This is a genomic window from Streptomyces sp. NPDC017676 (assembly GCF_044329325.1).
GTDB lineage: Bacteria > Actinomycetota > Actinomycetes > Streptomycetales > Streptomycetaceae > Streptomyces.
In genome coordinates, this window is sequence record NZ_JBIRJA010000004.1 from 148,948 (window position 1) to 175,075 (window position 26,128).

Here is a 26,128-nt window from a genome sequence, read left to right on the forward strand (position 1 = left end):
GGGCCGCGGCGGGAGCGGCCGTTCAGGAGTCCGTGAACGACCCGTGCCGCCCGGCACCCGACGCGAACCGGGCGGCGCCCTCCACGCCCTCGGCCAACACCCCCATGCCCCACCGCAGTTCACCGCGCAGCGCCGTCTCCTCGTCCTGCCCCTCCTGGTCCAGAACCGACGCACGGTCACCGCGCAGGCACGCCTGCGGGAAGCGGGCGATGCGTGCCGCCAGCGCCTCCGCCTCGGCGCGCGCCCGCCCGGTGGGGACCAGCCGGTTCGCCAGGCCCATCTCGTACGCCTCGCGGGCCGGGACCGGGCGGCCGGTGAGGATCATGTCCAGGGCCCGGCCGGTGCCGATCAGCCGGGGCAGCCGTACCGTGCCGCCGTCGATCAGGGGCACGCCCCAGCGGCGGCAGAACACTCCGAACACCGCGTCCTCCTCGGCGACCCGCAGATCGCACCACAGGGCGAGTTCGAGACCGCCCGCGACCGCGTGCCCGGCCACCGCCGCGATCACCGGCTTGGACAGCCGCATCCGCGTCGGCCCCATCGGCCCGTCGCCGTCCTCCGCCACCCGGTTGCCGCGCTCCGTGCCGATCGCCTTCAGGTCCGCGCCCGCGCAGAAGGTGCCGCCCTCGCCCCACAGCACCGCCACCCGGGCACTGTCGTCCGCCTCGAACGCCCGGAAGGCGGCGGCCAGTTCGGCGGCCGTCGGGCCGTCCACCGCGTTGCGCGCCTCCGGCCGGGACAGCACGACCGTGGTGACGTGCTCCTCGCGTTCGACGCGGACCGGCACGGCGGTTCTCCTTCTCCGGGGACGGCTCGAAGGGCCACTGTGCCTCAGATGACCTTCAGCCGCACCAGCGCGCCCAGCGTCAGCGCCCCCGGCACCAGCGGCAGCCACACGGTGATGATCCGGTAGGCCAGTACCACCGCCGTGGCCACCGCGGCCGGGCCGCCCACCGCGACCAGGGCCACGACCAGCGCCGCCTCCACGGACCCCAGCCCGCCGGGCGTGGGCACCAGGGCCACCGCGACCGTCGCGGCGAGGTAGGCCAGCACCATGTGCGCGGGCGGCACCGGCAGCCGCAGCGCCTGCCCGACGGCCGCGAGTCCGGCCGCCTGGAGCGCGGGGAAGGCCAGCGAGCCGCCCCACAGCGCCAGGGCGCGGGCCGGCCGGGTGTGCACCGACCGGGCCTCGTCCAGGGCGTCCCGAGCGAACGCGGACACGCGCGTGCGCAGCGGCCGTACGAGCACCGCCCCGGCCCCCGCTGTGACCAGCAGGCCCACCACGCCCAGCAGCAGCGGCAGCGCCGAGCCGTCCGGCAGCAGGGGGCCGAGCCGCAGCGCGTCCGGGAACGCGATCAGCAGCGCGGCCAGCAGCCCGAGCCGGCCCACGCACTCCGCCAGCAGGTACAGGGCGAGCGCGGCGGAGGAACGCGCCGGAGGCACCCCGCACACGGTCATGAAGCGCAGGTTCACGGCGCCCGCGCCGAGCCCGGTAGGCAGCAGGTGGTTGGCCGCTGCCGCCGCGAACTGGGTGGCCAGCAGCCGCCCCTTCGGCAGCGGCTGGAGCACCGCGCCCTGCCGGGTGACGGCGGCGGCGACCCAGGTCAGACAGGTCGCCGTGACCGCCGCGAGCAGCCACGGCCAGGAGGCGGAGCGCAGGTGGCCGAAGCCCTCGGCGAGGACCGAGCGGTGCCGTACGGCGGCCACGGCGACGAGCACGAGCGGCACCAGGCACAGCACCCGGCGCACGGGGAGGCGTCGGGGCGGGCGCCGACGGGGGAGGGGGACGGCAGTCACGTCGGAACAGGTTCTCCGCGGCGTCCCAACAGCGGGTGAACCGTCGCGGACATTGACCTCAACGAACCTTGAGGTTCTACGGTCTCTTCCATGAGCATGGAGACCACAGCCTGGACGCAGCTGCACAGCGTGATGAACGCGCAGTCCGAGCGTCGCCCGTTCGCCCGCGCCACCCTGCGCCGCATCGCCGCCTTCGCCCGCCCGCACCGCGCCGGCATCGTCCGGTTCGTGCTGCTCGGGGTGGTGACCGCGCTGCTCGCCGTCGCGACCCCCGTGCTCGCCGGCCGCGTCGTCGACGCGATCGTGGCGGGGCACGACTCCGGCACGGTGGTCCGGCTCTCCCTGCTCATCGCGCTCGTGGCGCTCGCGGAGGCGGGGCTCGGCATCCTCGGCCGCCGCCTGTCGGCGACGCTCGGGGAGGGACTCATCCTCGACCTCAGAACGGCTGTGTTCGATCATGTGCAGCGCATGCCCGTCGCGTTCTTCACACGTACGCGTACGGGCGCGCTGGTCAGCCGTCTCAACAACGACGTGATCGGCGCCCAGCGGGCCTTCGCCAACACCCTCTCCGGTGTCGTCAGCAACCTGGTCACCCTGGTGCTGACGCTCGCCGTGATGCTCACCCTGTCCTGGCAGATCACCCTGCTCGCGCTGGTCCTGCTGCCGGTGTTCGTGCTGCCCGCCCGCCGCATGGGCAGCCGGATGGCCCGCATGCAGCGCGAGGCCGCGGCACTGAACGCGGCCATGGGCACCCGGATGACCGAGCGGTTCTCCGCCCCCGGCGCCACCCTGGTCAAGCTGTTCGGACGCCCGGAGGAGGAGTCGGCGGAGTTCTCGGCGCGGGCCGCCCAGGTCCGGGACATCGGCGTCCGCACGGCGACGGCCCAGTCCGTCTTCATCACCTCCCTCACCCTGGTCTCCGCCCTCGCCCTGGCCCTCGTCTACGGCCTCGGCGGCTGGTTCGCGCTGCGCGGCACCCTGGAGCCCGGCGCCGTCGTCTCCCTCGCCCTGCTGCTGACCCGCCTGTACGCCCCGCTGACCGCGCTCGCCGGGGCCCGGGTCGAGGTGATGAGCGCGATCGTCAGCTTCGAGCGCGTCTTCGAGGTGCTCGACCTCAAGCCGCTCATCACCGAGAAGCCGGACGCCCGCGCGGTCCCCGACGGCCCGGTCGCCGTCGAGTTCGACGACGTCCGCTTCTCCTACCCCGCCGCCGACCAGGTCTCCCTCGCCTCCCTGGAGGAGGTCGCCGCGCTCGACACCCGCGGCGGCACCGAGGTGCTGCGCGGCATCTCCTTCCGCGCCGAACCCGGCCGGACCGTCGCCCTCGTCGGCTCCTCCGGCGCCGGCAAGTCGACCATCGCCCAGCTCCTGCCGCGCCTGTACGACGTCGACGCGGGCGCGGTCCGCATCGGCGGGGTCGACGTCCGCGACCTCACCTTCGCCTCCCTGCGGGCCACGCTCGGCATGGTCACCCAGGACGGCCACCTCTTCCACGACACCGTCCGCGCCAACCTGCTGCTGGCCCGCCCCGACGCGGAGGACGACGAGCTGTGGGACGCCCTCGGCCGCGCCCGCCTCGCCGACGTCGTCCGGTCCCTGCCCGACGGTCTGGACACCGTCGTCGGTGAGCGCGGCTACCGGCTCTCCGGCGGCGAACGCCAGCGCATGACCATCGCCCGGCTGCTGCTCGCCCGCCAGCGCGTGGTCATCCTGGACGAGGCCACCGCCCACCTGGACAACACCTCCGAGGCGGCCGTCCAGGAGGCGCTCACCGAGGCCCTGGAGGGCCGCACCGCCGTGGTCATCGCCCACCGCCTCTCCACGGTCCGCGCCGCCGACCAGATCCTGGTCGTGGAGTCCGGCCGGATCGTCGAACGCGGCACGCACGAGGAACTGCTGGCGGCGCAGGGCCGCTACGCCGAGCTGTACCGCACGCAGTTCGCGGGGCGCGGCGAGCCGGCGGACGCGACGGCACCGGGGGCGGTCGCGCCGGGGGCCGTGGAGGCGGGGGCCGTCGAGGCGGGAGTGCCGACGGTGGGGTGAGATCCGCCGGTCACCGCCTTGGCGTCCTCGCCGCCGTGCTGTCACCCGTCCGTGGGGGGGGCGACTGTGCCGAGGCGTGCAGCAGCAGGTCGCGCTGTGCTATTGCGGTGTCCGACGCCTCGGTGGGGGTGAGGACGACCTGGTCGGCGGTGGTCGCACGGCTGACTCGGCGTTGGGTCAACGCCGTGCCGTACGAGACCTCGCGGATGACCGGACACGAGGCCCGCGCCCTGTCGGCCTCCCTCCGGGAGACGGACGACGCACCGGCGGCACTGACCGGCGCCTGACCGCGCGGACCGCCCGCACCGGCGCCGTCCCTCCTACTCCGCGCACCCCTCGGTGAGCAGCGCGTCGACGGCGTCCCGGATCTCCTCGTCCTGGACGAAGCCCCGCCAGCCGCCGGAGCCGCGCAGCCGCTCGTCGCGGTCCGGCACCCCGCGCAGCAGGTCGGCGGCCGGCCGGGCGGCGGGGCCGATCCGGGCCAGGTGCCGTACCGCGGGCAGCATGACCGGCAGATACGCGCCCTCGGCCAGGCCCCGCACGGCCGAGGTCAGTACCGGGACCGTGTGCGCGGTGTCGCCGGTCGCGGCCCACAGGGCGTGGGCCGCCTCGACGCGGACCCAGGGGTCGCGGTCGGCGGTCAGCGCGCGGAGCCGGTCCGCCCAGGGGGCCGCGTGCGGGCCGAGGCCGGCCAGTCGGCGCAGGGCGGGGTGCGGGAGGTGCCCTGTGGCGGTGGGGCCGAGCCGTTCCAGGAACGGGCCGGGCTCGCCGGTGACCTTCCAGTACGCCCAGGCCGCGAGGTCCGCGTCCGCGCCGTCGCCGGCCGACCGGGCCGCCAGCGGTTCCCTCGCCGGGGAGCCCGCCCTGCCGATACCCGCCAGGGCCGTCGCGGCCGCCGTCCAGGTCCGGTCGTCCGCCAGGAGGCCGAGCAGGTGCGGCACCGCCGCCTCCGCCACCGGACCCCACGCGGCGACGACCTGGCAGAGCCGGCGCAGCAGTCGGGGGTCCCTCGCGGTGTCCAGCCTCTCGCGGAGCGCCGGCAGCACCTCCTCGGCGTGGTCCGCCACCAGCACCAGGACCTCGTCCGGCGCAGGCAGCACCACGGTGTGCCAGTCCTCGGCGGGGAAGTGCGCGGAGGCCGACGCGAAGCCGGACCCTCGGCCGGCCAGGAGCCCGGTCAGGCCCGGCACGCAGCGCGGGTCGTTCATCCGGGCCAGAGCCCACACGGCGGCCTCGGCGACGGTCTCGCGCCCCCGGGTGGACCGGGTGCCGGTGTCGCCGAGCAGCGCGGCCACCTCGTCCGCGTAGGCGGTGGCGGCCGGGCCGAGGCAGGCGAGCAGTTCGACCGCCCGGTAGCGGACCTCCGGAGAGGGGTCGTCCAGCCGCGCGGCGACGGCCGGCAGCAGCACGGCGGCCGGGGAGCGCCGCCGGGCCAGGTGCGCGCCGGCCTGGGCCAGGGCGCCGATCCGCTGTTCGTCGTCGGGATGGTCCGCGAGCAGTCCGAGGGTGAAGTCGCAGGACGGTCCGGTGAAGAGCTCGGCCGTCCAGTGGTGGACGCCCTGCACCCCGGCCTCCACCGTGCTGCTGTGGCGCCAGAGCGCGACACCGGGATCGCGTACCGCGCGCAGCAGCAGGTCCAGCCGGCGCGCGGGCAGCCCGGGATCGGCCGGCGCGAGGGCGTGCACCGCGGCCAGCCGGAGCTGGGCCTCGGGGGCGTCGAGCAGGTCGCGCAGGAGGCGGCGGGCCTCGTCGGCGTGGGCCCCGGCCGGTTCGCGCAGGGCCGCACGGCCGAGGGCGAGGACGAGGTCCAGGCGGGTCACCGGATCGTCCTCCGCCCGCCAGCGGCGCAGCAGCGCGGGCAGGGTCAGTTCACCGGGGCTGGTGCAGGCCCCCACCACGTCGGCGGCGGCGCGTCGGATCACGGGGTCGGGATCGTCCAGCAGGGCGAGTACGCCGGGGAGCGCCGCCTCCCACGCCGGCGGCCAGCCGGGGTCCAGGAACCGGTCGGCGACCCGCCCGGCCTCGTGCGCCAGCATGGCCATCAGTTCCAGCAGGCCGCGCCGGCTCGGCACGTCCGGCCGGGCGGCCAGGCCGAGCAGGAACGGCAGCGCGGCCGGGCAGATCCAGCCGCCCTGGTGGAAGAGCAGGTTCAGCAGGTCGGACGCAGCGACCTCGGCGTCGTCCGGGTCCGGCCCGGCACACCGCCGCAACAGATCCGGCACGTCGAGGGCGGACCCGTAGTTGTGCTCCAACGCGGCCCAGTCCACGGCCTCCAGCGCGGCGCGGTCCAGGGCGTCTGGCGCCGCCCGGTCCACGGCCTCCAACGCGGCCCGGTCCATGGCGTCCGGCGTGGTGCGGTGTGTGGTGTCTGGCGTGGTGCGGTGCGGGGTCTTTGGCGTGGTGCGGTCTGCGGTCCCTGGTGCGGCGCGGTCCGGGGCGTGTGGCCCTGCCCGGTCCACGGCCTGTGGCGCCGCATGGTCCACGGCGTCCGACGCGGTGCGGTCGGTGGTCCCTGGTGCGGCGCGGTCCGGGGCGTGTGGCCCTGCCCGGTCCACGGCCTGTGGCGCCGCATGGTCCACGGCGTCCGACGCGGTGCGGTCGGTGTCCCTGGTGCGGCGCGGTCCGGCGCGTGTGGCCCCGCCCGGTCCACGGCCCCCAGCACCGCTCGGTCCACGGCCTGCGGCCGCGCCCGGTCCACGGCCTCCGACGCCGCCCGGTCCAAGCCATCCCCGGCCTGCGGTTCCTCCCCCACGCGCCTGACCCTACCGGCACCGGGCGGCGCCCCCGGTGTCCGGCCGGGGTTTCCCGTTCCGCCTCTTGACGCCAGTGGTCCGGACCTTTAGTTTCACGCCTTAAACAAAGCCCCGCAGGTCCCAACGGCCGAATGTCCCCCGGCTGTTGGGTCTGCGGTCCCCCCACCCGAAAGGCCACCCGCCCATATGGCCAGACCCCTCCCGGCGGCCGGATCGCTCGCCGCTCTGTCCCTAGCCGCCACCCTGCTCACGGCGGTGCCCGCGCCCGCCGCCACCGCCGGGGCCGCCGCGCTGCCCACGGGCTTCGCCACGGTCGTGAACGCCGCGAGCGGCAGGTGTCTGGACGCCAAGGCCGCCGCCACCGCCAACGGCACCGCCGTGCAGCAGTACGCCTGCAACGGCACCACGGCCCAGCAGTGGAGCTTCACCGACGCCGGCGACGGCTACGTCCGCATCAACAACCGCAACGACACCAACCAGGTGGCCGACGTCGCGGACGTCTCCACGGCCGACAACGCGCCCGTCCACCTGTGGAGTTACGGCGGCGGCGCCAACCAGCAGTGGCTGCCCGTGGACGACGGCGGCGGCGCCTTCCACTTCGTGAACCGAAACAGCGGCAAGTGCCTGGACGACCCCGGCGCCTCGCTCGCCGACAGCGTGCAGTTCGTGCAGTACACCTGCAACGGCACCGCCGCCCAGCGGTTCCAGGTGGTCCCCGTGACCCAGTCGGCGAGCAACCCGGACCTCGGCCCGAACGTCGTCGTCTTCGACCCGTCGATGTCCGCCTCGACCATCCAGGGCAAGCTGGACACGATCTTCAAGCAGCAGGAGACCAACCAGTTCGGCTCCCAGCGCTACGCCGTCCTCTTCAAGCCCGGCGCCTACAACGCGAACGTCAACGTCGGCTTCTACACCCAGGTGCTCGGCCTCGGCCTGACCCCGGACGCGGTGACGGTCAACGGCGCGGTGCACGCCGAGGCCGACTGGTTCCAGGGCAACGCCACCCAGAACTTCTGGCGCGGCGCCGAGAACCTGTCCGTCAACCCCACCGGCGGCGGCGACCGCTGGGCGGTCTCGCAGGCGGCGGCCTACCGCCGGATGCACCTGCGCGGCAACCTCGCCCTGGACGACGGCGGCTGGTCCTCCGGCGGCTACCTCGCCGACAGCAAGGTCGACGGACAGGTCAACTCCGGTTCGCAGCAGCAGTGGCTGACCCGCAACTCCCAGCTCGGCAGCTGGACCGGGTCCAACTGGAACATGGTGTTCGTCGGCAGCCAGGGCGTCCCGGCCACCAGCTTCCCGAACCCGCCGTACACCACCGTCGCGCAGAGCCCGGTCACCCGGGAGAAGCCGTTCCTGTACGTCGACGGCTCCGGGAACTACCAGGTGTTCGTGCCGTCCGTGCGCACCAACTCCACCGCGACGAGCTGGGCGGGCGGCAGCCCGGCCGGCAGCTCGCTGCCGCTGAGCCAGTTCTACGTCGTCAAGCCCGGCGCCACCGCCGCACAGATCAACGCGGCCCTGGCGGCCGGCCAGAACCTGCTGGTCACACCCGGCGTCTACCACCTCGACCAGACCCTGAAGGTGACCCGCCCGGACACGGTCGTCCTCGGCCTCGGACTCGCCACCTTCGTCCCGGACAACGGCGTCACCGCGATGTCCGTCGCCGACGTCGACGGCGTGAAGATCGCGGGCCTGCTCTTCGACGCCGGCACCACCAGCTCGAAGACCCTGGTCGAGGTCGGGCCGGCCGGCTCCACCGCCTCCCACGCGGACGACCCGACCTCCCTGCACGACGTGTACTTCCGCGTCGGCGGCGCCGGCGTCGGCAAGGCCGCCACCAGCCTCGTCGTCAACAGCGACAACGTCATCGGCGACCACATGTGGATCTGGCGCGCCGACCACGGCAGCGGCGTCGGCTGGACCAGCAACACCGCCGACACCGGTCTGGTGGTCAACGGCGACGACGTGACGATGTACGGGCTGTTCGTGGAGCACTTCCAGAAGTACCAGACCGTCTGGAACGGCAACGGCGGCCGTACCTACTTCTTCCAGAACGAGATGCCGTACGACCCGCCGAACCAGGCCGCCTGGATGAACGGCTCCACGCAGGGCTACGCCGCCTACAAGGTCGCCGACTCGGTCACCAGCCACCAGGCGTACGGCCTCGGCAGCTACTGCTACTTCAACGTCAACCCGAGCGTGACGGCCGCCCGCGCCATCGAGGCACCGGACAACCCGAACGTCCGCTTCACCAGCATGGTGACCGTCTCGCTCGGCGGCACCGGCACCATCAGTCACGTCATCAACAACACCGGAGGACCGTCCAACGCGACGACCAACGTCGCGAACCTCGTCCGCTACCCGTGAGCGAAGGAGATGACCTTCCGGACGTGTGACCCGGCGTGACCTGGATACGCGGTCTGCACGGCTCCACCGTCCGTCCGGAAGGTCATCCCCGCCATGACCAGCGCATCCCACCACTCCGAGGTCACCCTCCGGGTCAACGGCAAACCCCACACCCTGCGCGTCGACCACCGGCGCGTCCTGCTGGACCTGCTGCGTGAGGACCTGGACCTCACCGGCTCCAAGAAGGGCTGCGACCACGGACAGTGCGGCGCCTGCACCGTCCTGGTCGACGGGCGCCGCCTCAACAGCTGTCTGCTGCTCGCCGTCACCCTCGACGGCAGTGAGATCACCACCGTCGAGGGCCTCGGCGGCGACCGCGAGGAACCGCACCCGCTCCAGCGGGCCTTCCTGGACCGCGACGCCTTCCAGTGCGGCTACTGCACCCCCGGCCAGCTCTGCTCCGCGGTGGGCATGCTCGCCGAGGCCGCCGCCGGCCACCCCTCCCACGTCACCGACCCGGCGGCCCCCGCCGAGGGCCCCGTACGGCTGGACCGGCCCGAGATCCGCGAACGGATGAGCGGCAACCTGTGCCGCTGCGGCGCCTATCCGCGCATCGTCGAGGCGATCGAGGACGTGATCTGAGTGAACGGCTTCGGATACCTCAGGCCCGGCAGCGTCCAGGAGGCCGTCGAGGCCCATGCCGCCCAGCCCGGCGCCCGCTATCTGGCCGGCGGCACCAACCTGGTCGACCTGCTGAAACTCGGCGTGGAGCGGCCCACCCTCCTCATCGACATCGGCCGGCTGCCGCTGGACGGCATCCAGGAGCTGCCCGACGGCTCCTTGCGAGTAGGCGCCACCGTCCGCAACAGCGACCTCGCCGCCGACCCGCGCGTCCGGACCCGCTGGCCGGCCCTGTCCCAGGCGCTCCTCGCCGGCGCCTCCGCACAGCTGCGCAACGCCGCCACCACCGGCGGCAACCTCCTCCAGCGCACCCGCTGCCCCTACTTCCAGGACCTGGACAAACCCTGCAACAAACGGGAGCCGGGCAGCGGCTGCGGCGCCCGGGACGGCGTCCACCGCGACCACGCCGTCCTCGGCCACTCCCCGCAGTGCGTCGCCACCCACCCCTCCGACATGGCCGTCGCCCTCGCCGCCCTCGACGCCCAGGTCGAGCTGTACGGCCCCGAGGGCACCCGGCGCCTGCCGGTGGCCGACTTCCACCGGCTGCCCGGCGAGCACCCCGAGCGGGACACCTGGATCCGCCCCGGCGAACTGATCACCGGCGTGCTGCTCCCGGCCGCCACCGCCGGCGCCCCGTCCGCCTACCGCAAGGCCCGGGACCGGGCGTCGTACGCCTTCGCGCTCGCCTCCGTGGCCGTCCTGCTGCGGGTCGCGGACGGCGTCGTCGACCAGGTGGGCGTCGCCTTCGGCGGGCTCGCCCACCGGCCCTGGCGGGCCCGGCACACCGAGCTGGCCCTGCTGGGTGCCCACGCCACCCCGCCCGCCTTCGAAGGGGCCGTGGCCCTCGAACTCGCGCACGCCGAGCCGCTGCGGGACAACGCCTACAAGGTGTCCCTCGCCCGCAACCTCGCCCTGGACGTCCTGAACCGTCTCGCCCCGGCCCCGGCAGTGGCCTGACCCTCACCAGACCGGAGGACCCATGACCGGCACGACCGGCACCGCCCTGGGCGCCCCCGCCGAGCGCCGGGAAGGACGCCAGAAGGTCACCGGCGCCGCCCGCTACGCCGCCGAGTACACCCTGCCCGGCCGCGTCCACGCCTGGCCGGTGCCCGCCGCGGTCGCCCGGGGCCGGGTCACCGCCGTCGACACCTCGGCCGCCCTCGCCCTGCCCGGCGTCCTCGCCGTCCTCACCCCCTTCGACGCGCCCCGGCTCGCCGAACCCGAGGACGCAACGCTCGCCGTGCTCCAGCACCCGGACGTGCCGCACCGGGGCTGGTGCGTGGCCCTGGCCGTCGCCGAGACCCTGGAGACAGCCCGCGCCGCGGCCCGTGCCGTCCGGGTCACGTACGCCGGCGCGCCCCACGACACCGGACCCGTCGAGGGCCACCCGGGCGGCTACGAGCCGGAGGACGCGGGCGGCCAGCCCGGCCGGGTCGAGCACGGCGACCCCGAGGCCGCGTACGCCGCGGCCGAGGTCCGCGTCGACGTCACCTACCGGGTGCCACCGCTGCACAACCACCCGATGGAGCCGCACACCAGCACGGCCCACTGGGACGGCGACCGGCTCACCGCGTACACCTCCAGTCAGGGCGGTACGACCGTGCGGTCCGTGCTCGCCCAGCTGTTCCGGCAGCCGGAGGAGCGGATCACCGTCGTCGCCGAGCACGTCGGCGGCGGCTTCGGCTCCAAGGGGACCCCGCGCCCGGACGTCGTCCTCGCCGCGCTCGCCGCCCGGCACACCGGCCGGCCCGTCACCGTGGCCTACCCCCGCCGGTACCTGCCCACCACCGTCGGCCACCGCGCCCCGACCGTGCAGCGGCTGCGCCTCGGCGCGCACCCGGACGGCCGGCTCACCGCCGTGCTGCACGACGTCACCACCCACACCTCCCGGGTGAAGGAGTTCGTGGAGTACGCCGGGGTGGTCTCCCGCGTCATGTACGCCACTCCCCACCTGCGCAGCGCCCACCACGTGGTGCCGCTGGACGTGCCCAGCCCGTCCTGGATGCGGGCCCCCGGCGAGTCACCCGGCATGTACGCCCTGGAGTCCGCCATGGACGAACTCGCCGACGCGCTCGGCGTGGACCCGGTGGAGCTGCGCGCGCGCAACGAACCGGACCGGGAACCGGGCAGCGGCAAGCCGTTCAGCAGCCGGCACCTCGTGGAGTGCCTGCGCGAGGGCGCCCGCCGCTTCGGCTGGGCCGGCCGCGACCCGCGCCCCGGCGTCCGCCGTGAGGGCCCGCTGCTCATCGGCACCGGCGTGGCCGCCGCCACCTACCCCGTGCAGATCGCCCCGTCCACCGCCACCGCCGAGGCCCGGCCCGACGGCACCTTCGTCATCCGGGTCAACGCGGCCGACATCGGCACCGGAGCCCGTACCGTCCTCGCCCAGATCGCCGCCGACGCCCTCGGTGTCCCCCTGGAGCGGGTACGCACCGAGGTCGGCCACACCGATCTGCCCCCGGCCCCGCTGGCCGGGGGCTCCATGGGCACCGCCTCCTGGGGCTGGGCCGTGCACGAGGCGTGCACCCGGCTCGCCGCCCATCCCGAGGAGGGGCCGACGGTCCGCGCCGACACCACCGGGACGGCCGACGCCGAAAGCCCCTACGCGCGGCACGCGTTCGGCGCCCACTTCGCCGAGGTCGCCGTCGACACCGTCACCGGCGAGATCCGGGTGCGCCGGCTGCTCGGCGTCTTCGCCGCCGGGCGGATCCTCAACGCCCGCACCGCACGCTCCCAGTTCACCGGCGCCATGGTCATGGGCCTCGGCATGGCCCTCACCGAGCACAGCACCATCGACCCGGCGTTCGGCGACTTCCCCGAGGCCGACCTCGCCTCCTACCACGTGCCCGTCCACGCCGACGTCCCCTCCATCGAGGCCGACTGGATCGACGAACACGACCCCCACCTCAACCCCATGGGCAGCAAGGGCATCGGCGAGATCGGCATCGTCGGCACCGCCGCCGCCCTCGGCAACGCCGTCCACCACGCCACCGGCATCCGCTTCCGCACCCTCCCCCTCACCCCCGACCGGATCCTCGCCGGCCTGCTGTCCGAGGGGTGACGGTGACGGGACCCGCGTGGGAGCACCCCCGGGAGTACCCCTGGGAGTACGTCTGGGAGTACGAGGGCTACCGGCCGGCGGAGGAGCGCCTGCGGGAGTCCCTGTGCACCCTCGGCAACGGCTACTTCGCCACCCGCGGGGCGCTGCCCGAGTGCGCCGCGGACGACGTGCACTACCCGGGCACCTACGCGGCCGGCTGCTACAACCGGCTCACCTCCGAGGTCGCCGGGCGCCGCGTCGAGAACGAGGACATGGTCAACCTGCCCAACTGGCTGCCGCTGCGCTTCCGGCCCGCGGGCGGGGACTGGCTCACCCCGGACACCGTGCCCGTCACCGAACACCACCAGGTGCTCCACCTCGATCCCGGCCTGCTGGAACGCCGTACCCGCTACCCGATCGGCCCCGACGCCACCCTCCTCGTCCGGCAGGTGCGCCTGGTCCACCTGGCCGACCCCCACCTCGCCGCGCTGCGCACCGAGTTCACCGCCGAGGGCCACACCGTGGAGCTGGACGTCGAGGCCGCGCTCGACGGGCGCGTCACCAACTCCGGCGTCGCCCGCTACCGGGACCTGGACGGCCGGCATCTCAGCCACATCGAGGTCGGCACCAGCGCACCCGGCACCGTCTGGCTGCACTGCCGCACCCGGACCTCCGACATCAGCGTCGGACTGGCCGCCCGGCTGACCGCCGGGGTGCCGGTCACCCACGCCAACGAGGCCCACCGCGCCGTCCAGCGACTCCGGCTGTCCCTGCCGCCCGGCCGGACCGCCACCGTCGACAAGACCGTCGCCCTGCACACCTCCCGCGACCCGGCCATCAGCGACCCGCTGCGCGCGGCCGTGGACCGGGCCGGCGCCGCCCCCGGCTTCGACGAACTGCGCGAGACCCACCACGCGACCTGGGAGCAGCTGTGGCGGCGCACCGCGCTCGACGTGCCGGGCGAGGCGGGCAGCATCCTGCGCCTGCACGTCTTCCACGTCCTGCAGACCCTCTCGCCGCACACCGCCGACCTGGACGTCGGCGTGCCCGCCCGCGGCCTGCACGGCGAGGCGTACCGGGGTCATGTCTTCTGGGACGAACTCTTCGTCCTGCCCTACCTGAACCTCCACCTCCCCGAGGTCTCACGCGCCCTGCTCCGCTACCGGCACCGCCGCCTGGACGCCGCCTGCCACGCGGCCCGCGACCTGGGCCGGGGCGGCGCGCTCTACCCGTGGCAGAGCGGCAGCGACGGCCGCGAGGAGACCCAGCAGCTCCATCTCAACCCGCGCTCCGGCCGCTGGCTGCCGGACCACTCCCGGCTCCAGCACCACGTCGGCTCGGCCGTGGCCTACAACGTCTGGCAGTACTGCGAGGCGACCGGCGACATCGAGTTCCTGCACGGCGAGGGCGCCGAGGTGCTCCTCCAGATCGCCCGCTTCTGGGGACAGTCGGCGACCTGGGACGACCACCTCGGCCGGTACCGCATCCGGGGTGTGGTCGGCCCCGACGAGTACCACGACGCCTACCCCGGCGCCGCGCGCCCCGGCCTGGACGACAACGCGTACACCAACGTCACCGCCGCCTGGGTGCTCACCCGCGCCCTGGAACTGCTGCACGGCCTGCCCGAGCCGCGCCGCCGGGAACTCACCGAGCTGACCGGTCTCGGCGAGGACGAACCCGACCGCTGGACGGAGGTCTCCCGCCGCCTGCACATCCCCTTCCACGACGGGGTGATCAGCCAGTTCGACGGCTACGGCGACCTGGCCGAACTGGACTGGGCGGACTACCGCGGGCGGTACGACGACATCCGGCGCCTGGACCGCATCCTGGAGGCGGAGGGCGACACCGTCAACCGCTACAAGGCGTCCAAACAGGCCGACGTGCTGATGCTCGGCTACCTCTTCGCCCCGCTCCAACTCCGCTCCCTGTTCCAGCAGTTGGGGTACCACCTGGACGAGCACATCTGGCTCGCGACGGTGGACCACTACCTGCACCGCACCAGTCACGGCTCCACCCTCAGCGGCCTGGTCCACGGCTGGATCCTGGCCCGCGCCCGCCGCTCCGACGCCTGGAGCTTCGTCCAGGAGGCGCTGCGCGGCGACATCGCCGACCTCCAGGGCGGCACCACCGGCGAGGGCATCCACCTCGGCGCGATGGCCGGCACGCTCGACCTCGTCCAGCGCGGACTGACCGGGCTGGAGGCCCGCGCCGGCGGCCTGTGCCTCGACCCGGTCCCGCTGCCCGAGCTGTCCTCCTACGGCTTCGGCATCCGCTACCGCGGCCACTGGGGCGTCCGGCTGCGCCTGCGCAGCGGTCTGCTGGAGATCGCCGTACCGGACTCCGGCCGCTCACCCATCGACATCCGCCTGCGCGACCGCGTGGTACCGGTGGGGCCGGGGGAGACGGCCCGACTGGTGCTGCCGGACTGACCCCGGGCCTGCGGCGCCTGAGCCGTACGACGTCGGGGTCATGCGCGCCGGTCGTGGGCCCGGCTCTCGGTGACCGGATACCGGTGCACCGGCGGCAGACCGGGCAGCAGTCCGGGCCAGACCGTGTCCAGGACATGCGCGCTCGGTGTGAACAGTGGCCGGGTGAGGCCGGGCAGGTCGGCGGGTTCGTGCCACTCCCAGCGGCGGACCAGCCGTGGCTCGGTGACGACCGGCTCGCCGGTGAACGCCGTGACCTGGACGGCGGCCGTCACCCGGGGCATGCCGTCCACGGAGTCCATCAGGACCGCCCGCACCCGCGCGTCGGCGGGATCGGCCGTCAGGGACGTCTCCTCCTCCAGCTCCCGCACGGCCGCCGCGGCGAAGTCCTCGCCCGGCTCGTTCTTGCCGCCGGGCAGCTCCCACACACCCCGCACCGACCAGCCCAGCAGCACCCGCCCCGCCGCATCCGTGACGACGACACCCGCCCCGGTCAGGGCGTGCGGAGCGGGCCGGCCCTTGCCGGCGCAGACCAGAGCGGCGGGGGCGGGGCCGCGCAGGACGAGCAGGGCCAGACCGTCGGCGTCGTACCGCCCGGCGGACTCCCAGCCCGCGCGGAGCAGCCCGATCTCCTCCTCGTCCAGCGCCACGCCCCGCTCACGCTCCGGTACGGCGCCCACCACCGGGGTGATCACGCAGAGCGCGCCGCCGGGACGCAGCCGCTCCCGCAGCCGGCCGAGCACCCGGGTGCGGTCGCGGACGAACGCCCAGCCGAGCCGGACGGTGATCAAGTCGTAACCGGCGCAGGGGAGTTCGTCCAGGCTGTCGCGTTCGATGTCCAGCCGCCGGTACGTCACCCCGGCCGCGCCCGCACCCCGGGCCTCCGTGAGCGCGACGGCGGACCAGTCCACGGCGTCCACCAGGTACCCGGACGCGGCCAGGTGGCGGGCGAGTTCACCGAGCCCGCAGCCGACGTCGAGGCACCGCCCGCCCGGCGGTGCCGGTACGTGCTCGGCGAGCAGCCGGCGCTCGGCGGGGCCCAGCGGCCGGAACACGCCGCCGCGCGCGTAGTGCGCGTCCCACTCCTCGGGTTTCAGCTGTGCCACCGGGCCTCCTCATGACGGTCGATACGCGGACAAGGGGATCATGGCCTGGTCACGGCCGGGACACACCGCCGTCCGCGATCTCGACGGCGCCCCCCGGCGGGACCACCATGGGAGGGCGGTCGAGGACGAGAGGAGCCGCCGCACATGAGGGTGACCGACGCGCCCTTGCGCGTCCTGGCCGTGGACGACGAGGAACCAGCGCTCGAAGAACTGCTCTACCTGCTGGGGGAGGACCCGCGGGTCGGCACCGCCGTGCCCGCCCTGGAGGCCACCGAGGCGCTGCGCCGGCTGAGCCGGGCCATGGCGCAGGACCCGGGCGGCACCGAGGGCTTCGACGTCGTCTTCCTCGACATCGACATGCCCGGCCTCAGCGGTCTCGAACTCGCCCGGCTGCTGGGCGGGTTCGCCGCTCCGCCGCTCGTCGTCTTCGTCACCGCCCACGAGGACTTCGCCGTACGCGCCTTCGACCTCAAGGCGGTGGACTACCTGCTCAAGCCGCTCCGCAAGGAACGCTTCGCCGAGGCGGTACGGCGGGTCGCCGAGCTCGTCCGGGCCGGACAGGGCCCCCGCCCGGCCGCCCCCGTGCCACCCGCGCCCGCGGCACCCGCCCTCGGCGACCAGGTGCCCGTGGAACTGGGCGGGGTGACCCGGTTCGTGCCCCTCGCCGACATCACCCATGTCGAGGCGCAGGGCGACTACGCGCGGCTGCACACCGGTCAGGGCAGCCATCTGGTGCGGATACCGCTGTCCACCCTGGAGGAGCAGTGGCGCTCGCGCGGCTTCGTCCGGATCCACCGCAGCCGGCTCGTCGCCCTCGGCCGGATCGAGGAACTCCGCCTGGACGGGGGCAACGTGAGCGTCCGGATCGGCGACCGGGTACTCGCCGTCAGCCGCCGCAACGCCCGTGAGCTCCGCGACCTGCTGGCGGGCCGTGCGACCGGCAGGATGCGCTGAGGGGGACCGGGAGGCGCCGTCGCCCGTCCCGGCCGCCGCGCGTGTTAGGTTCGTCGAATGAGTGCCCAACACGGCTCGTTCACCTTGGACTTGGACTTCACGGTGCCTCGGCCCGAGGTCTTCCGCGGCTTCGCCGACGCGTCCCTGCGGCGCCGCTGGTTCCGCCTCCCCGGCGGCTCCGCCACCGCCCGGCACGAACTGGACTTCCGGGTCGGCGCCGGCGAGACCGCCCGCAACGTCTTCGTCTCCGGAGACACCGAGGAACACCTCGCCTACCGCTCCCGGTTCCTGGACATCGTGCCGGACACCCGGATCGTCCACGTCTACGAGGCCGAGGTCGACGGCAGCCGCCGCTGGATCTCCCTCGTCACCGTCGAACTCGCCGACGAGCCCGCCGGCTCCCGCCTGACCTGGACCGAGCAGTACACCTGGCTCGTGCCGACCGGAGACGGCAGCCAGGACGTCGCCCACCTCCGCGGCGGCACGCGCCTCCTGCTCAACGGCCTGTCCACGGTCGTGAACCCCGACCGCCACCACGGCCTGCGCGTACGGTCCTGAGACCCGGTGCCGGGATCATCCGGCCGGCGCCACGACCACGTCCCGCCCGGCGGCGCCGGGGTCGGTGAACTCCAGGACCCGCTCGGCCTCGGCACGCAGCTCCTCCACGCCCCGCGCGGGCAGCCGCTCGAACGGGGTGAGGGTCAGGGTCACCGCCGTCCTGCGCCGGGTCGTGGCCCAGGTACCCGCGACGAACCCGTCCCACAGGAAGGACGCCGGCACCCGCAGGTTCCTGGTGATCAACCGGGACCGGTACTCGGTGGGGACGATCCGGCTGCGGTCCTTGTGGGCGAGGACCAGACTGTCGAACTCCGGCAGCAGCCGGACCGGCGCCGGCGTGTCCGGGCCGGGGCGCGGGGCGTCGGGGAGGTCGTGGACCACCTGACCGTCCTCGGTGGTGAACGCGCGCAGCTCCGGGGCGAGCCGCTCGAACACGTCCGCCGCCCTCAGCCAGCCGAACTCGCGCAGGTCGGCGGGGCCCGCCGGGCCGTAGGCGGCCAGGTAGCGGCGGACGAAGTCCTCCGCCGAGCTCTCCCCGGCCGGCTCGGCGCCGAGCCAGGACCCGGCCGTGGTCACCTCGCTGGAGGCGGGGAACGCCCACCGGTCCGCCGTCGGCACCATGACCAGGGGCAGGTTCATGCGCACGCAGTACCCGAGTGCCCGGTCATCGGCGTCGGGGAACTCCCTCCGCATCTGCTCCCGGATCGCCGCGAAGTCCAGCGGCCCGGCGTCGAGGACGCGACGGGCGACGGCCACCAGGCGTTCCTGGTCGATCTCCGGGCCGGCGATCCGCTTGGTGACGCCGGCCGCCGCGGCCGCCAGGGAGGGCTCCACCAGCGCGCGGAAGGCCAGGTAGTCGCGGGCGGTGAGCAGGTGCAGGGTGGCCCGGACGTAGGTGGCCCGGACCACCTCCCGCTTCTCCAGGGCCGTGCGCAGGTCGTCGGCGTCGAAGCCGGCCAGCCGGTTCCAGAGGGCGAGGAACGGTGAGCCCGGCTGTTGGGCCTGCAGGGCGAGCAGGCGTTCCACGGCGTCGGTCACGGACGTCCGCGCCCGCTCCAACAGCAACTGCCGGGCCAGGGTGGCCCGGTTCAGTGCGCGACGGCTCAGGACGTCGGTCATGTCGCTCCTCGGCTCGGGTGAAACTCCCAGCGCCAAGCTAGGGCACGAGGGCGTCACCGCGGGAGCCGCTGCCGGGGACCCGGAGTGCCCGGACGGCTCCCCGCGGCCGACCACCCTCCGCAGCCGGCGTCCCCCGCCCGTCGGCGCGGATGCCGTTCGGCGGGACGAGTGACAGACTGAAGCTTCCGAGCCGCAGGCCGCGGCAGCCGGCTCGGTGGGCCTGCTCGTGCGCCGGCCGGATGGGATCCGTCCATGACTTCTCAGACCTCCGAAGCGCTGTACTCCCCGGACCGAACCGCCCTCCTGATCGTCGACCCGTACAACGACTTCCTGTCCGAGGGCGGCAAGCTGTGGCCGCGCGGGAAGGAAGTGGCGGAAGGCGTCGGCCTGCTCGACCACATGCGCACCATGCTCGCCACGGCCCGCGACCAGGGTTTCCGCGTCCTCATCGTGCCCCATCACCAGACGACGCCGGACGACTACGTCACATGGGACCACCTCTCCCCGACACAGCAGCGCATCGTGCGGCAGCAGACCTTCGCCGCGGGCAGCTGGGGAGCCGAGTGGCACCCCGACTTCCGGCCTCGTGAGGGCGAGCTCGTCGCGCGCCAGCACTGGGCGTCGAGCGGTTTCGCGAACACGGACCTGGACTTCCTGCTCAAGCAGCACCACATCAGGAATGTTCTGCTCATCGGCATGCGTGCCAACACATGCGTGGACACCACCGCACGCTTCGGTCAGGAGCTGGGTTACCACGTGACCCTCGTCCGTGACGCCATCGCCGCCTTCAGCTGGGAGGAGATGACAGCGACGTTCGACATCAACGCGCCTCTGTACGCCCACGCCGTCCTCACCACCGACGAGTTCGTCGGCATCGTCAAGGGCGGCGCCGGCGAGGGCTGCGGGCGCGCGGGCGTGAGGGAAGCGGGCGGAACCGGCGGTGACGCCCTGTGAGCCCGGCCGCGGAAGGAACCGGCGGACCGCACGGCGCACTGGCCGGGCAGACGGTCGTGGTGGTGGGGGGCAGCGCGGGCATCGGCCTGGAGACCGCGCGCCAGGTGCGCGCGGCCGGCGGCGAGCTGGTCCTCGTGGCGCGCGACGCCGAACGTCTGCGGCGGGCGGCGGACGAACTTCATCCCCGGAGCACCGCCGCGTTCGACGCCCAGGACACCGAGCGCCTGGAGGGGTTCCTCGGCGAGTTGCCCGGGCGGGTCGACCATGTGCTGGTCACGGCGGGCAGCCCGGCGTACACCCCCCTCGCCGAACTCGACCTGACCGACGCGGGGCGGGACTTCGGCGGGCGCGTCGCGATGGTGCTCGCGGTGGCACGGGCCGGCCGGGAGAAGGTCAGGGCCGGGGGGACGCTGTTGTTCATCGGCGGCACCGGTGGTCGCCGGCCCGCCGCCGGGATGGCCGTCACGGGCGCCCTCACCGCCGCGCTGCCGGCGCTGACCGCCAACCTGGCACTGGAGGTGGCCCCCGTCCGGGTCAACCTGATCGCGGCCGGCTTCGTGGACACCCCACTGTCGGCCGCCCTCCTCGGTGACCGACTGGAGGCCCGCCGCGAGGAGTTGAGAAGGACACTGCCCATCGGCCGGGTGGTCGGACCGGCGGACGTCGCCGCCCTCGCACTGCACATCATGACCAACGGCGCCCTCACCGGCGCCACGTACGACATCGACGGCGGCCAGCAGCTCGTGACCCACTGACAACCGAGACGGGAAACGCACGTCATGGACATGAAACTGGAGATCGTCGTGGTGCCGGTGGCCGACGTCGACCGTGCCAAGGACTTCTACACCGCACTCGGCTGGAGGCTCGACGCGGACTTCGCCCCCGAGGAAAACTTCCGGGTGGTGCAGGTGACCCCTCCTGGTTCCCCGGCGTCGGTCATCTTCGGTTCATCGGTCACCGACCGGCCCCCGGGCTCGGCCCAGGGCCTGTACCTGATCGTCGACGACATCGAGGCCGCCCATGAGGAGCTGACCCGGTGCGGCGCCGACCCGAGCGAGGTGTTCCACGACGCCGGCGGGATCTTCCACCACGCCGGCACCGAGGCCCGGGTGCCCGGCCCCGATCCGAAACGCGGCAGTTACGGCTCCTACCTGTCCTTCAGCGACCCGGACGGCAACGGCTGGTTCCTGCAGGAGGTCACCACCCGTCTTCCCGGGCGGCTGGATCCCGCGGCCACCTCGTTCTCCTCGGCCGACGACCTGGCGAGCGCCCTGCGGCGGGCCGCGGCGGCACATGGCGAGCAGGAGGAGCGCACCGGCTCGCAGGACCCGGACTGGCCGGACTGGTACGCGCGGTACCTGGTCAGCGAGCAGGCCGGTACGGAACCGCCCTCCTGAACCCGGCTGCCGATGCACCACCTCACCCGGCCCTGGCAGGATGCACGGTGACAGGGAGCGTGTGGAGGTGGCGGCTTCGATGGACCCGAGTGCGATCACCGTGCTGGTGACCTTCGTCGGTGGGCCGGCCGACGGCCGGACCGGGCATGTGCCGCTGTTGGAGGCGACGAGCGGGGTCACCGTCGACGGTGTGGCCTACGGCTGCGACCCGGGCCCGCCCCCAGAGCTCAGGGACACTCCGGAGGGACTGGCCCAGGTGATGCGCCCCGACACCCGTCAGCCCAGGTAGAAGTCCCTGCGGGCGGCCACGAACTCCTCGATCGTCTGCGCGGGGGCACCGGTCAGACGCTCGACGTCGCCGGAAGCCCGGTCGTAGCGGTTCTCCTGGTGCAGGCGGCACATCGTGACGATGTGCTGCTCCACGTGCGGCGGCAGACCGAGCACGGAGAGCACCTCCTCGCGCCACCGGTCGAGCGGCACGTCCACGTACGACACCGGCCGCCCCAGCGCCTTCGAGAAGGCCCCGGCCACCTCCGTCATGTCGACGGCGCGCGGCCCGGTCAACTCGTAGACGTGCCCCACGTGCGGCAGGGGATCACGCAGCACGGTCGCGACCGTCCGGGCGACGTCGTCCACGGCGATCGGCGAGGTGCGCCCCGCTCCGAACGGCAGCACGATCGTGCCGTTCTCCCGGATGGTCCGCGCCGGCAGCGTGGTGAACAGCGGGTTGTCCAGGAACGCCGTGGGCCGGATGTGCACGACGGGCAGGCCGGACCAGTTCAGCACCTGCTCGGCCAGCCAGTGCAGCCGCTGCTGGTGGGACTCGGCCGTGCTGGTGGCGGTCATCTGCGACACCGTCATCTGTGACATGCCGACGAGAGCGCCCAGCCCGCCGTACTCCCGCGCGACGCTCGCCACTACGGTCGCCGCGAGAAGGTGGTCGGGGGACACGGGCATGGCGAAGTACAGGGTGTCCACGCCCTCCAGGGCGGCCGCGACGGTCTCGGGGCGCGTGAGGTCACCGAGGACGACGTCCGCGCCGAGGGCGCGCAGGCGCGCGGCACGGTCGTCGTCCCGGCGCACCATGACCCGCACGGGGACGTCCTGCGTCCGCAGCCTCTCGACGACACCGCGGCCCACGTCGCCCGCGCCGGTGATCATGACGAGTTCGCTACCGGTCATCGGTCGGACTCCTTGCGTGTGAGGGAGCGGAGAGGCCGGGAAGCGGACACCGCGCGCCCGCGGCCGGTCGACTCCAGGTCGGGCACCCCGACGGTTAGGAGCATATACTCACAGTCGGGTCCAGGTATCCGGAGGAGATCATGACGCGCCCCGAGACAGACACCGTCGAGCTGTGCAACAACCTGGCCCTGCGCAAGGCGGCCCGGTACCTCGGTGCCACCTACGACAAGGCGCTCGCCCCGACGGGTCTGCGAGCGACGCAGTTCAGCATCCTGCAGAAGCTGAGCACCCAGGAGAAGGTCACCATCACGAGCCTCGCCGAGATGATCGCCATGGACCGCACCACCTTGGCCACCAACCTCAAACCACTCGCACGCGAGGGCCTGGTCACGGTCGAACCCTCGCCGACGGACCGCCGGGCTCGCATCGTCACCCTCACCCAGGAGGGCCTCACCCGGATGAAGGCCGCCCTTCCGTACTGGCGAACCGTGCAGTCCCAGTTCGAGGAGAGCTTCGGACAGGCCGAGGCGGCCCGGCTCCGCGCCGCTCTCGAAGGCGTCCTGGACACCGGATTCCAGCCCTGGGCCGAGTGACGGCGGAGAACCACCATGCGCGTCGCTGTCGCCGGGGCGACCGGGAACATCGGAGCCCGCACCGTCACCGCGCTGGAGCGGGCCGGACACGAAGCCGTACGCATCAGCCGCTCACTGGGCGTGGACCTGATGACCGGGGAGGGCCTGGACGCCGCGCTGACCGGCGTGGAGGCCGTCGTGGACGCCACGAGTTCCGAGGCCGCCGACCGGGAGCGGGCGGTGACGTACTTCGGCACCACGACCCGGAACCTGCTGGCCGCCGAGGCACGCGCCGGCGTCCGTCACCACGTGCTGCTCACGATCGTCGGCGCCGGTCGCGTCGAAGGCAACGCCCACTACGCCGGCAAGCGTGAGCAGGAGCGCCTGGTCGCCGAGGGCCCGGTGCCGTGGACGATCGTTCCCGCCACCCAGTTCCACGACTTCGCCGCGACCGTGACGGGCTGGACCGAGCGGGACGGCGTCGCCGCGATCCCACCGCTCCTCGTCCAGCCGGTCGCACCGGCGGACGTCGCCGACATCCTCGCCGAGATCGCCACCGGTCCACCCCAGGGGCGCCACCGCGATGTCGCCGGCCCGGAGACACAGGACCTGGTGGACATGGCCCGGCGCACCCACGACGCGCGCGGCCACGCGGTCAGGCTCGTGCCGACGTGGTCGTCGGTGCTGGGCCCGGAGATGGCCGGCGACGTACTCCTGCCCGGTGACGACGCCCGCATCGCGCCCACGACCTTCGACGAGTGGCTGGCCGAGCGCGGCCCGGAACCGTGACCTCCCGCCGGACGTCCCAGTGATCATGATCGCTGACGCGCACGAGTTGATCGACGACTGGGAGTCGATATGGCAGGGCTACTTCCTCGGGGAGCACGACGAGACGGTGCTGGAGTGCGTGGAGCGGCTCGACAGGGCGCGGGCCGCCCGGCCGTACGACCCGGACGTGACGGCCTTCTACACGCTGGGCCTCGTGTGGACCCATGGCCATGCGATGTACGACGCGGAACCCGGGGTGGCCCGACGGGTCGTGGCAGCGCTGTCGGCCGTCGCCTCGGACTCCGCCGCCGCGCGGGCCGCGTGTGACCACGCGCGTCATCCGTGCGACGGCGACCTGTACACGCTCCTGGAGTCCTTCGAGACGCTGTTGTCGCTGCTGGCCGGGGACTCCGACTACACGTGGGAGGACATGGACACGACGGGCGGCGATCCCGCCCCGGGGTCCGGCTGGCGCTGCCCGCGCAACGTGGCGGGTCTCGCCCGGACGGCCGCCGGCGAGATCGAGCGGTACGGGAAGTAGCGATCGGGTGAGCGTGGGGAAGGGCTTCCAGCAGTGATCTCGTCAACGCGTACGGCGTCCGACTTCCGCCGCAGCGGGGGCGGTGCCGCCGTCACGGTGGCCGCGCTCTGCGCTCTCGCCACGGCCTGTGGCCCGGGCACCGACGAACCGGCCGGCGGCTCCACGAGCACCGCGGGCCGTCCGGCCGGCCACCCGGTGAAGGACACCAGCATCACGGCCGAGCCGGGTGAGCGCTTCACGATCACCGTCGCCCAGAACGCCTCCACCCGTGAGTACTGGTACCTGGTCGACCCCGCACCCGACAGCTCGGTGCTCGTCAGCCGCGGCCAGGACTACGCGTCGGACTCCGGCGACGAGCCGGTGCCCGGTGCCGGCGGCCGGCTCACCTTCACCTTCCAGGCGAAGGGCAAGGGGACCACGCGGTTCACGCTGCTGCACTGCACGTTCACCACCTGCCAGGGCAACACCTCCACCCGGCCCCCCGAGACGACCGGCCCCTCCACCGCCCCCTCCCAGGCCCCCGAGCGCGTCACCTACACCGTCACCGTCCGCTGAGCGACCGACCCGGCCGCCGGGCCGCGGTACAGCCGAGGTGTCGGGCCCGCCCCGTGCTACGGCGAGGTGGGCCGGTGCGGGCTGCGGAGCACGAGCAGGGTGATCTCGCTGGGGGCGAAGACGCGGAACGGCGGGCCCCAGAAGCCGGTGCCGCGGCTGGTGTAGAGGAGGGTGCGGGGGCCGTGGTGGCTGAGGCCGGCGAGGGCGGGCTGGTCGAGGCGGACGAGGTGGTGGAATGGCCAGATCTGGCCGCCGTGGGTGTGGCCGGAGAGTTGGAGGTCGACGCCGGCTGCTGCCGCCCGGTCGACGAACTTCGGCTGGTGGGCCAGGAGCAGGACGGGCAGGTCGGGGTCGGCGCCGGTCAGGGCTCCGGCGAGGTGGGCCCGGTGGCCCGCCAGGCCGGAGGACTCGGCGGTGACGTCGTCCACGCCGGCGACCACGAGGGTGTCGCCCCCGCGTTCGAGCAGCAGATGGCGGTTGCGCAGCGGCTCCCAGCCCAGCTCGTCCATGAGGTCGACCCAGCCCTGGGCCTCGCTGTAGTACTCGTGGTTGCCGGTGACGTACACCCGGGCACGGGTGGCCCGCACGGTGCCCAGCGGGGCGGCCTGGGCGCGGCGGCGTTCGGCCGTGCCGTCCGCGATGTCGCCGGTGTGGCAGACCAGGTCGGCATCCAGGGTGTTGACCGTCTCGCACACCCGTGCCGACCAGCGGGCGCGATCGAGCGGGCCGTAGTGGGTGTCGGTGATGAGGACGACGCGGGTGCCGTCCAGCCCGGCACCGAGTCGCGGGAGTCGCACGTCCAGCCGGCGCACCCGCGGCACCCGGCGGGCCTCGGCGTAACCCCAGCCGAGCAGTGCGGCGGTGGTGCCGAGGACGGCCCACGTGACGATGCGGGCCCGGTCCTGACTCTCGCCGACGCCGGCCACGGTCAGGGCGAGCCGCAGGAGGACGCCGAGCAGAACGGACCAGGTGAACAGGACCCAGCTCGTGCCCAGCAGGGTGTCACCGACGATCGCCGCCCGGTCCCGCTGACGCCGGCCGTGGCCGCGCACCATCGCGAGCGGCATACCGGCGAGGCCGAGGACGAACAGGGCGGTGCCGGCCGGCGTGACGGGCGACGGCCAGTGCTGGCCGGTGTACAGCAGTACCCAGCAGGGCACGGCCCACAGGAGTACGGGGGCGATCAGGGGGATGAGGCGCATCAGGCGGAGCAGTCGGCTCCGTCGCGGAGCTCGCGCCTCGCTGTCGGCGGGTCGGGTGTCGCTGGTGTCGGTCACGCTTCCCCTCTCTGAGTACCGCACCAAGGTAACCAAGGCGGCAGGCACCATCACCG

General features: G+C 74.0%; 24 protein-coding genes. 17 read left to right on the forward strand and 7 right to left on the reverse strand.

Translation table 11 applies throughout. The annotated features are described in order from the left end of the window. Positions 1-22 precede the first annotated feature (22 nt). Together ACH4LD_RS10770 and ACH4LD_RS10775 are read right to left on the reverse strand one after the other, a co-directional pair. The gene (locus ACH4LD_RS10770) at positions 23-787 is read right to left on the reverse strand and encodes a crotonase/enoyl-CoA hydratase family protein (RefSeq protein ID WP_398053878.1); all 765 of its coding nucleotides are present in this window, start codon (positions 785-787) and stop codon (positions 23-25) included. Between the two features lie 44 nt (positions 788-831). Then, positions 832-1,797 carry a lysylphosphatidylglycerol synthase domain-containing protein gene (locus ACH4LD_RS10775; RefSeq protein ID WP_207928543.1) on the reverse strand — a complete coding sequence of 322 codons (966 nt, stop codon included), beginning with the start codon at positions 1,795-1,797 and terminating at the stop codon, positions 832-834. A 90-nt stretch (positions 1,798-1,887) separates the two neighbouring features. Here ACH4LD_RS10775 and ACH4LD_RS10780 point away from each other — a divergent pair, with 90 nt between their 5' ends. Both ACH4LD_RS10780 and ACH4LD_RS10785 read left to right on the forward strand, forming a co-directional pair. Beyond that, positions 1,888-3,840 carry an ABC transporter ATP-binding protein gene (locus ACH4LD_RS10780; RefSeq protein WP_398053879.1) on the forward strand — a complete coding sequence of 651 codons (1,953 nt, stop codon included), beginning with the start codon at positions 1,888-1,890 and terminating at the stop codon, positions 3,838-3,840. Positions 3,841-3,947: 107 nt separating this feature from the next. Continuing rightward, on the forward strand, positions 3,948-4,127 hold the full coding sequence (locus tag ACH4LD_RS10785; protein WP_398053880.1) for a hypothetical protein: 180 nt from the start codon (positions 3,948-3,950) through the stop codon (positions 4,125-4,127). 33 nt (positions 4,128-4,160) lie between these two features. Here ACH4LD_RS10785 and ACH4LD_RS10790 read toward each other — a convergent pair whose 3' ends face one another. After that, positions 4,161-6,179: a hypothetical protein gene (locus ACH4LD_RS10790; protein ID WP_398053881.1), complete on the reverse strand. Its 2,019-nt coding sequence runs from the start codon at positions 6,177-6,179 to the stop codon at positions 4,161-4,163. A gap of 600 nt (positions 6,180-6,779) precedes the next feature. On the opposite strand from ACH4LD_RS10790, the gene ACH4LD_RS10795 reads away from it, so the two are divergent. From ACH4LD_RS10795 to ACH4LD_RS10815, 5 genes are all read left to right on the forward strand, one after another. After that, on the forward strand, positions 6,780-8,963 hold the full coding sequence (locus ACH4LD_RS10795) for an RICIN domain-containing protein (RefSeq protein WP_398053882.1): 2,184 nt from the start codon (positions 6,780-6,782) through the stop codon (positions 8,961-8,963). A gap of 93 nt (positions 8,964-9,056) precedes the next feature. Beyond that, positions 9,057-9,584 (forward strand): 2Fe-2S iron-sulfur cluster-binding protein, encoded by a 528-nt coding sequence (locus ACH4LD_RS10800; protein ID WP_132788987.1) that lies wholly within the window; start codon positions 9,057-9,059, stop codon positions 9,582-9,584. After that, a complete protein-coding gene (locus ACH4LD_RS10805; RefSeq protein ID WP_398053883.1) occupies positions 9,585-10,580 on the forward strand; it encodes an FAD binding domain-containing protein in 996 nt (331 codons plus the stop codon). Positions 10,581-10,602: 22 nt separating this feature from the next. Continuing rightward, positions 10,603-12,684: a xanthine dehydrogenase family protein molybdopterin-binding subunit gene (locus ACH4LD_RS10810; protein WP_398053884.1), complete on the forward strand. Its 2,082-nt coding sequence runs from the start codon at positions 10,603-10,605 to the stop codon at positions 12,682-12,684. After that, positions 12,681-15,092: a glycosyl hydrolase family 65 protein gene (locus ACH4LD_RS10815; protein ID WP_132788984.1), complete on the forward strand. Its 2,412-nt coding sequence runs from the start codon at positions 12,681-12,683 to the stop codon at positions 15,090-15,092. Before ACH4LD_RS10810 ends, ACH4LD_RS10815 begins: the two co-directional genes overlap by 4 nt. 38 nt (positions 15,093-15,130) lie before the next feature. Here ACH4LD_RS10815 and ACH4LD_RS10820 read toward each other — a convergent pair whose 3' ends face one another. After that, positions 15,131-16,195 (reverse strand): bifunctional class I SAM-dependent methyltransferase/NUDIX hydrolase, encoded by a 1,065-nt coding sequence (locus ACH4LD_RS10820; protein WP_398053885.1) that lies wholly within the window; start codon positions 16,193-16,195, stop codon positions 15,131-15,133. 144 nt (positions 16,196-16,339) lie between these two features. On the opposite strand from ACH4LD_RS10820, the gene ACH4LD_RS10825 reads away from it, so the two are divergent. Both ACH4LD_RS10825 and ACH4LD_RS10830 read left to right on the forward strand, forming a co-directional pair. Further along, on the forward strand, positions 16,340-17,149 hold the full coding sequence (locus ACH4LD_RS10825) for a LytR/AlgR family response regulator transcription factor (protein WP_398053886.1): 810 nt from the start codon (positions 16,340-16,342) through the stop codon (positions 17,147-17,149). Positions 17,150-17,206: 57 nt separating this feature from the next. Continuing rightward, complete coding sequence (locus ACH4LD_RS10830) at positions 17,207-17,707, forward strand: SRPBCC domain-containing protein (RefSeq protein WP_398053887.1); 501 nt, start codon at positions 17,207-17,209, stop codon at positions 17,705-17,707. 15 nt (positions 17,708-17,722) lie between these two features. Here the strand turns inward: ACH4LD_RS10830 and ACH4LD_RS10835 are convergent, their stop codons facing one another. Beyond that, positions 17,723-18,826, reverse strand: coding sequence for a winged helix DNA-binding domain-containing protein (locus ACH4LD_RS10835; RefSeq protein WP_398053888.1), 1,104 nt, complete (start codon positions 18,824-18,826; stop codon positions 17,723-17,725). A gap of 252 nt (positions 18,827-19,078) precedes the next feature. On the opposite strand from ACH4LD_RS10835, the gene ACH4LD_RS10840 reads away from it, so the two are divergent. The 4 genes from ACH4LD_RS10840 to ACH4LD_RS10855 all read left to right on the forward strand — a co-directional run bounded on the left by ACH4LD_RS10840 (position 19,079) and on the right by ACH4LD_RS10855 (position 21,466). Beyond that, positions 19,079-19,780, forward strand: a complete 702-nt coding sequence (locus tag ACH4LD_RS10840; RefSeq protein ID WP_398053889.1) for an isochorismatase family cysteine hydrolase — start codon at positions 19,079-19,081, stop codon at positions 19,778-19,780. Then, a complete protein-coding gene (locus ACH4LD_RS10845; RefSeq protein ID WP_398053890.1) occupies positions 19,777-20,535 on the forward strand; it encodes an SDR family oxidoreductase in 759 nt (252 codons plus the stop codon). Before ACH4LD_RS10840 ends, ACH4LD_RS10845 begins: the two co-directional genes overlap by 4 nt. Before the next feature lie 24 nt (positions 20,536-20,559). Further along, positions 20,560-21,177 (forward strand): VOC family protein, encoded by a 618-nt coding sequence (locus ACH4LD_RS10850; RefSeq protein ID WP_398053891.1) that lies wholly within the window; start codon positions 20,560-20,562, stop codon positions 21,175-21,177. A gap of 79 nt (positions 21,178-21,256) precedes the next feature. Then, positions 21,257-21,466: a hypothetical protein gene (locus tag ACH4LD_RS10855; RefSeq protein WP_398053892.1), complete on the forward strand. Its 210-nt coding sequence runs from the start codon at positions 21,257-21,259 to the stop codon at positions 21,464-21,466. Here ACH4LD_RS10855 and ACH4LD_RS10860 read toward each other — a convergent pair. Beyond that, complete coding sequence (locus ACH4LD_RS10860) at positions 21,454-22,359, reverse strand: NmrA family NAD(P)-binding protein (protein ID WP_398053893.1); 906 nt, start codon at positions 22,357-22,359, stop codon at positions 21,454-21,456. The genes ACH4LD_RS10855 and ACH4LD_RS10860 overlap by 13 nt on opposite strands. A gap of 140 nt (positions 22,360-22,499) precedes the next feature. Here ACH4LD_RS10860 and ACH4LD_RS10865 point away from each other — a divergent pair, with 140 nt between their 5' ends. The 4 genes from ACH4LD_RS10865 to ACH4LD_RS10880 are packed head-to-tail and all read left to right on the forward strand — an operon-like array spanning position 22,500 to position 24,795. After that, the gene (locus ACH4LD_RS10865; RefSeq protein ID WP_132788975.1) at positions 22,500-22,952 is read left to right on the forward strand and encodes a MarR family winged helix-turn-helix transcriptional regulator; all 453 of its coding nucleotides are present in this window, start codon (positions 22,500-22,502) and stop codon (positions 22,950-22,952) included. 15 nt (positions 22,953-22,967) lie between these two features. After that, positions 22,968-23,720, forward strand: coding sequence for an SDR family oxidoreductase (locus ACH4LD_RS10870; RefSeq protein WP_398053894.1), 753 nt, complete (start codon positions 22,968-22,970; stop codon positions 23,718-23,720). Between the two features lie 25 nt (positions 23,721-23,745). Then, positions 23,746-24,240, forward strand: coding sequence for a hypothetical protein (locus ACH4LD_RS10875; protein ID WP_398053895.1), 495 nt, complete (start codon positions 23,746-23,748; stop codon positions 24,238-24,240). Between the two features lie 33 nt (positions 24,241-24,273). Next, positions 24,274-24,795, forward strand: a complete 522-nt coding sequence (locus tag ACH4LD_RS10880; RefSeq protein ID WP_398053896.1) for a protease inhibitor I42 family protein — start codon at positions 24,274-24,276, stop codon at positions 24,793-24,795. Positions 24,796-24,851: 56 nt separating this feature from the next. Here ACH4LD_RS10880 and ACH4LD_RS10885 read toward each other — a convergent pair whose 3' ends face one another. Beyond that, positions 24,852-26,072 (reverse strand): metallophosphoesterase, encoded by a 1,221-nt coding sequence (locus tag ACH4LD_RS10885; RefSeq protein ID WP_398053897.1) that lies wholly within the window; start codon positions 26,070-26,072, stop codon positions 24,852-24,854. Positions 26,073-26,128: the final 56 nt, after the last annotated feature.

Coding starts and splice junctions, on each gene's coding strand:
- ACH4LD_RS10780 (WP_398053879.1), top strand. CDS start 1,888: ATGAGCATGGAGACCACAGCCTGGACGCAGCTGCACAGCGTGATGAAC.
- ACH4LD_RS10790 (WP_398053881.1), bottom strand. CDS start 6,179: ATGGACCGGGCCGCGTTGGAGGCCGTGGACCGGGCGGCGCCAGACGCC.
- ACH4LD_RS10795 (WP_398053882.1), top strand. CDS start 6,780: ATGGCCAGACCCCTCCCGGCGGCCGGATCGCTCGCCGCTCTGTCCCTA.
- ACH4LD_RS10800 (WP_132788987.1), top strand. CDS start 9,057: ATGACCAGCGCATCCCACCACTCCGAGGTCACCCTCCGGGTCAACGGC.
- ACH4LD_RS10810 (WP_398053884.1), top strand. CDS start 10,603: ATGACCGGCACGACCGGCACCGCCCTGGGCGCCCCCGCCGAGCGCCGG.
- ACH4LD_RS10825 (WP_398053886.1), top strand. CDS start 16,340: ATGAGGGTGACCGACGCGCCCTTGCGCGTCCTGGCCGTGGACGACGAG.
- ACH4LD_RS10830 (WP_398053887.1), top strand. CDS start 17,207: ATGAGTGCCCAACACGGCTCGTTCACCTTGGACTTGGACTTCACGGTG.
- ACH4LD_RS10835 (WP_398053888.1), bottom strand. CDS start 18,826: ATGACCGACGTCCTGAGCCGTCGCGCACTGAACCGGGCCACCCTGGCC.
- ACH4LD_RS10840 (WP_398053889.1), top strand. CDS start 19,079: ATGACTTCTCAGACCTCCGAAGCGCTGTACTCCCCGGACCGAACCGCC.
- ACH4LD_RS10850 (WP_398053891.1), top strand. CDS start 20,560: ATGGACATGAAACTGGAGATCGTCGTGGTGCCGGTGGCCGACGTCGAC.
- ACH4LD_RS10855 (WP_398053892.1), top strand. CDS start 21,257: ATGGACCCGAGTGCGATCACCGTGCTGGTGACCTTCGTCGGTGGGCCG.
- ACH4LD_RS10860 (WP_398053893.1), bottom strand. CDS start 22,359: ATGACCGGTAGCGAACTCGTCATGATCACCGGCGCGGGCGACGTGGGC.
- ACH4LD_RS10865 (WP_132788975.1), top strand. CDS start 22,500: ATGACGCGCCCCGAGACAGACACCGTCGAGCTGTGCAACAACCTGGCC.
- ACH4LD_RS10870 (WP_398053894.1), top strand. CDS start 22,968: ATGCGCGTCGCTGTCGCCGGGGCGACCGGGAACATCGGAGCCCGCACC.
- ACH4LD_RS10875 (WP_398053895.1), top strand. CDS start 23,746: ATGATCGCTGACGCGCACGAGTTGATCGACGACTGGGAGTCGATATGG.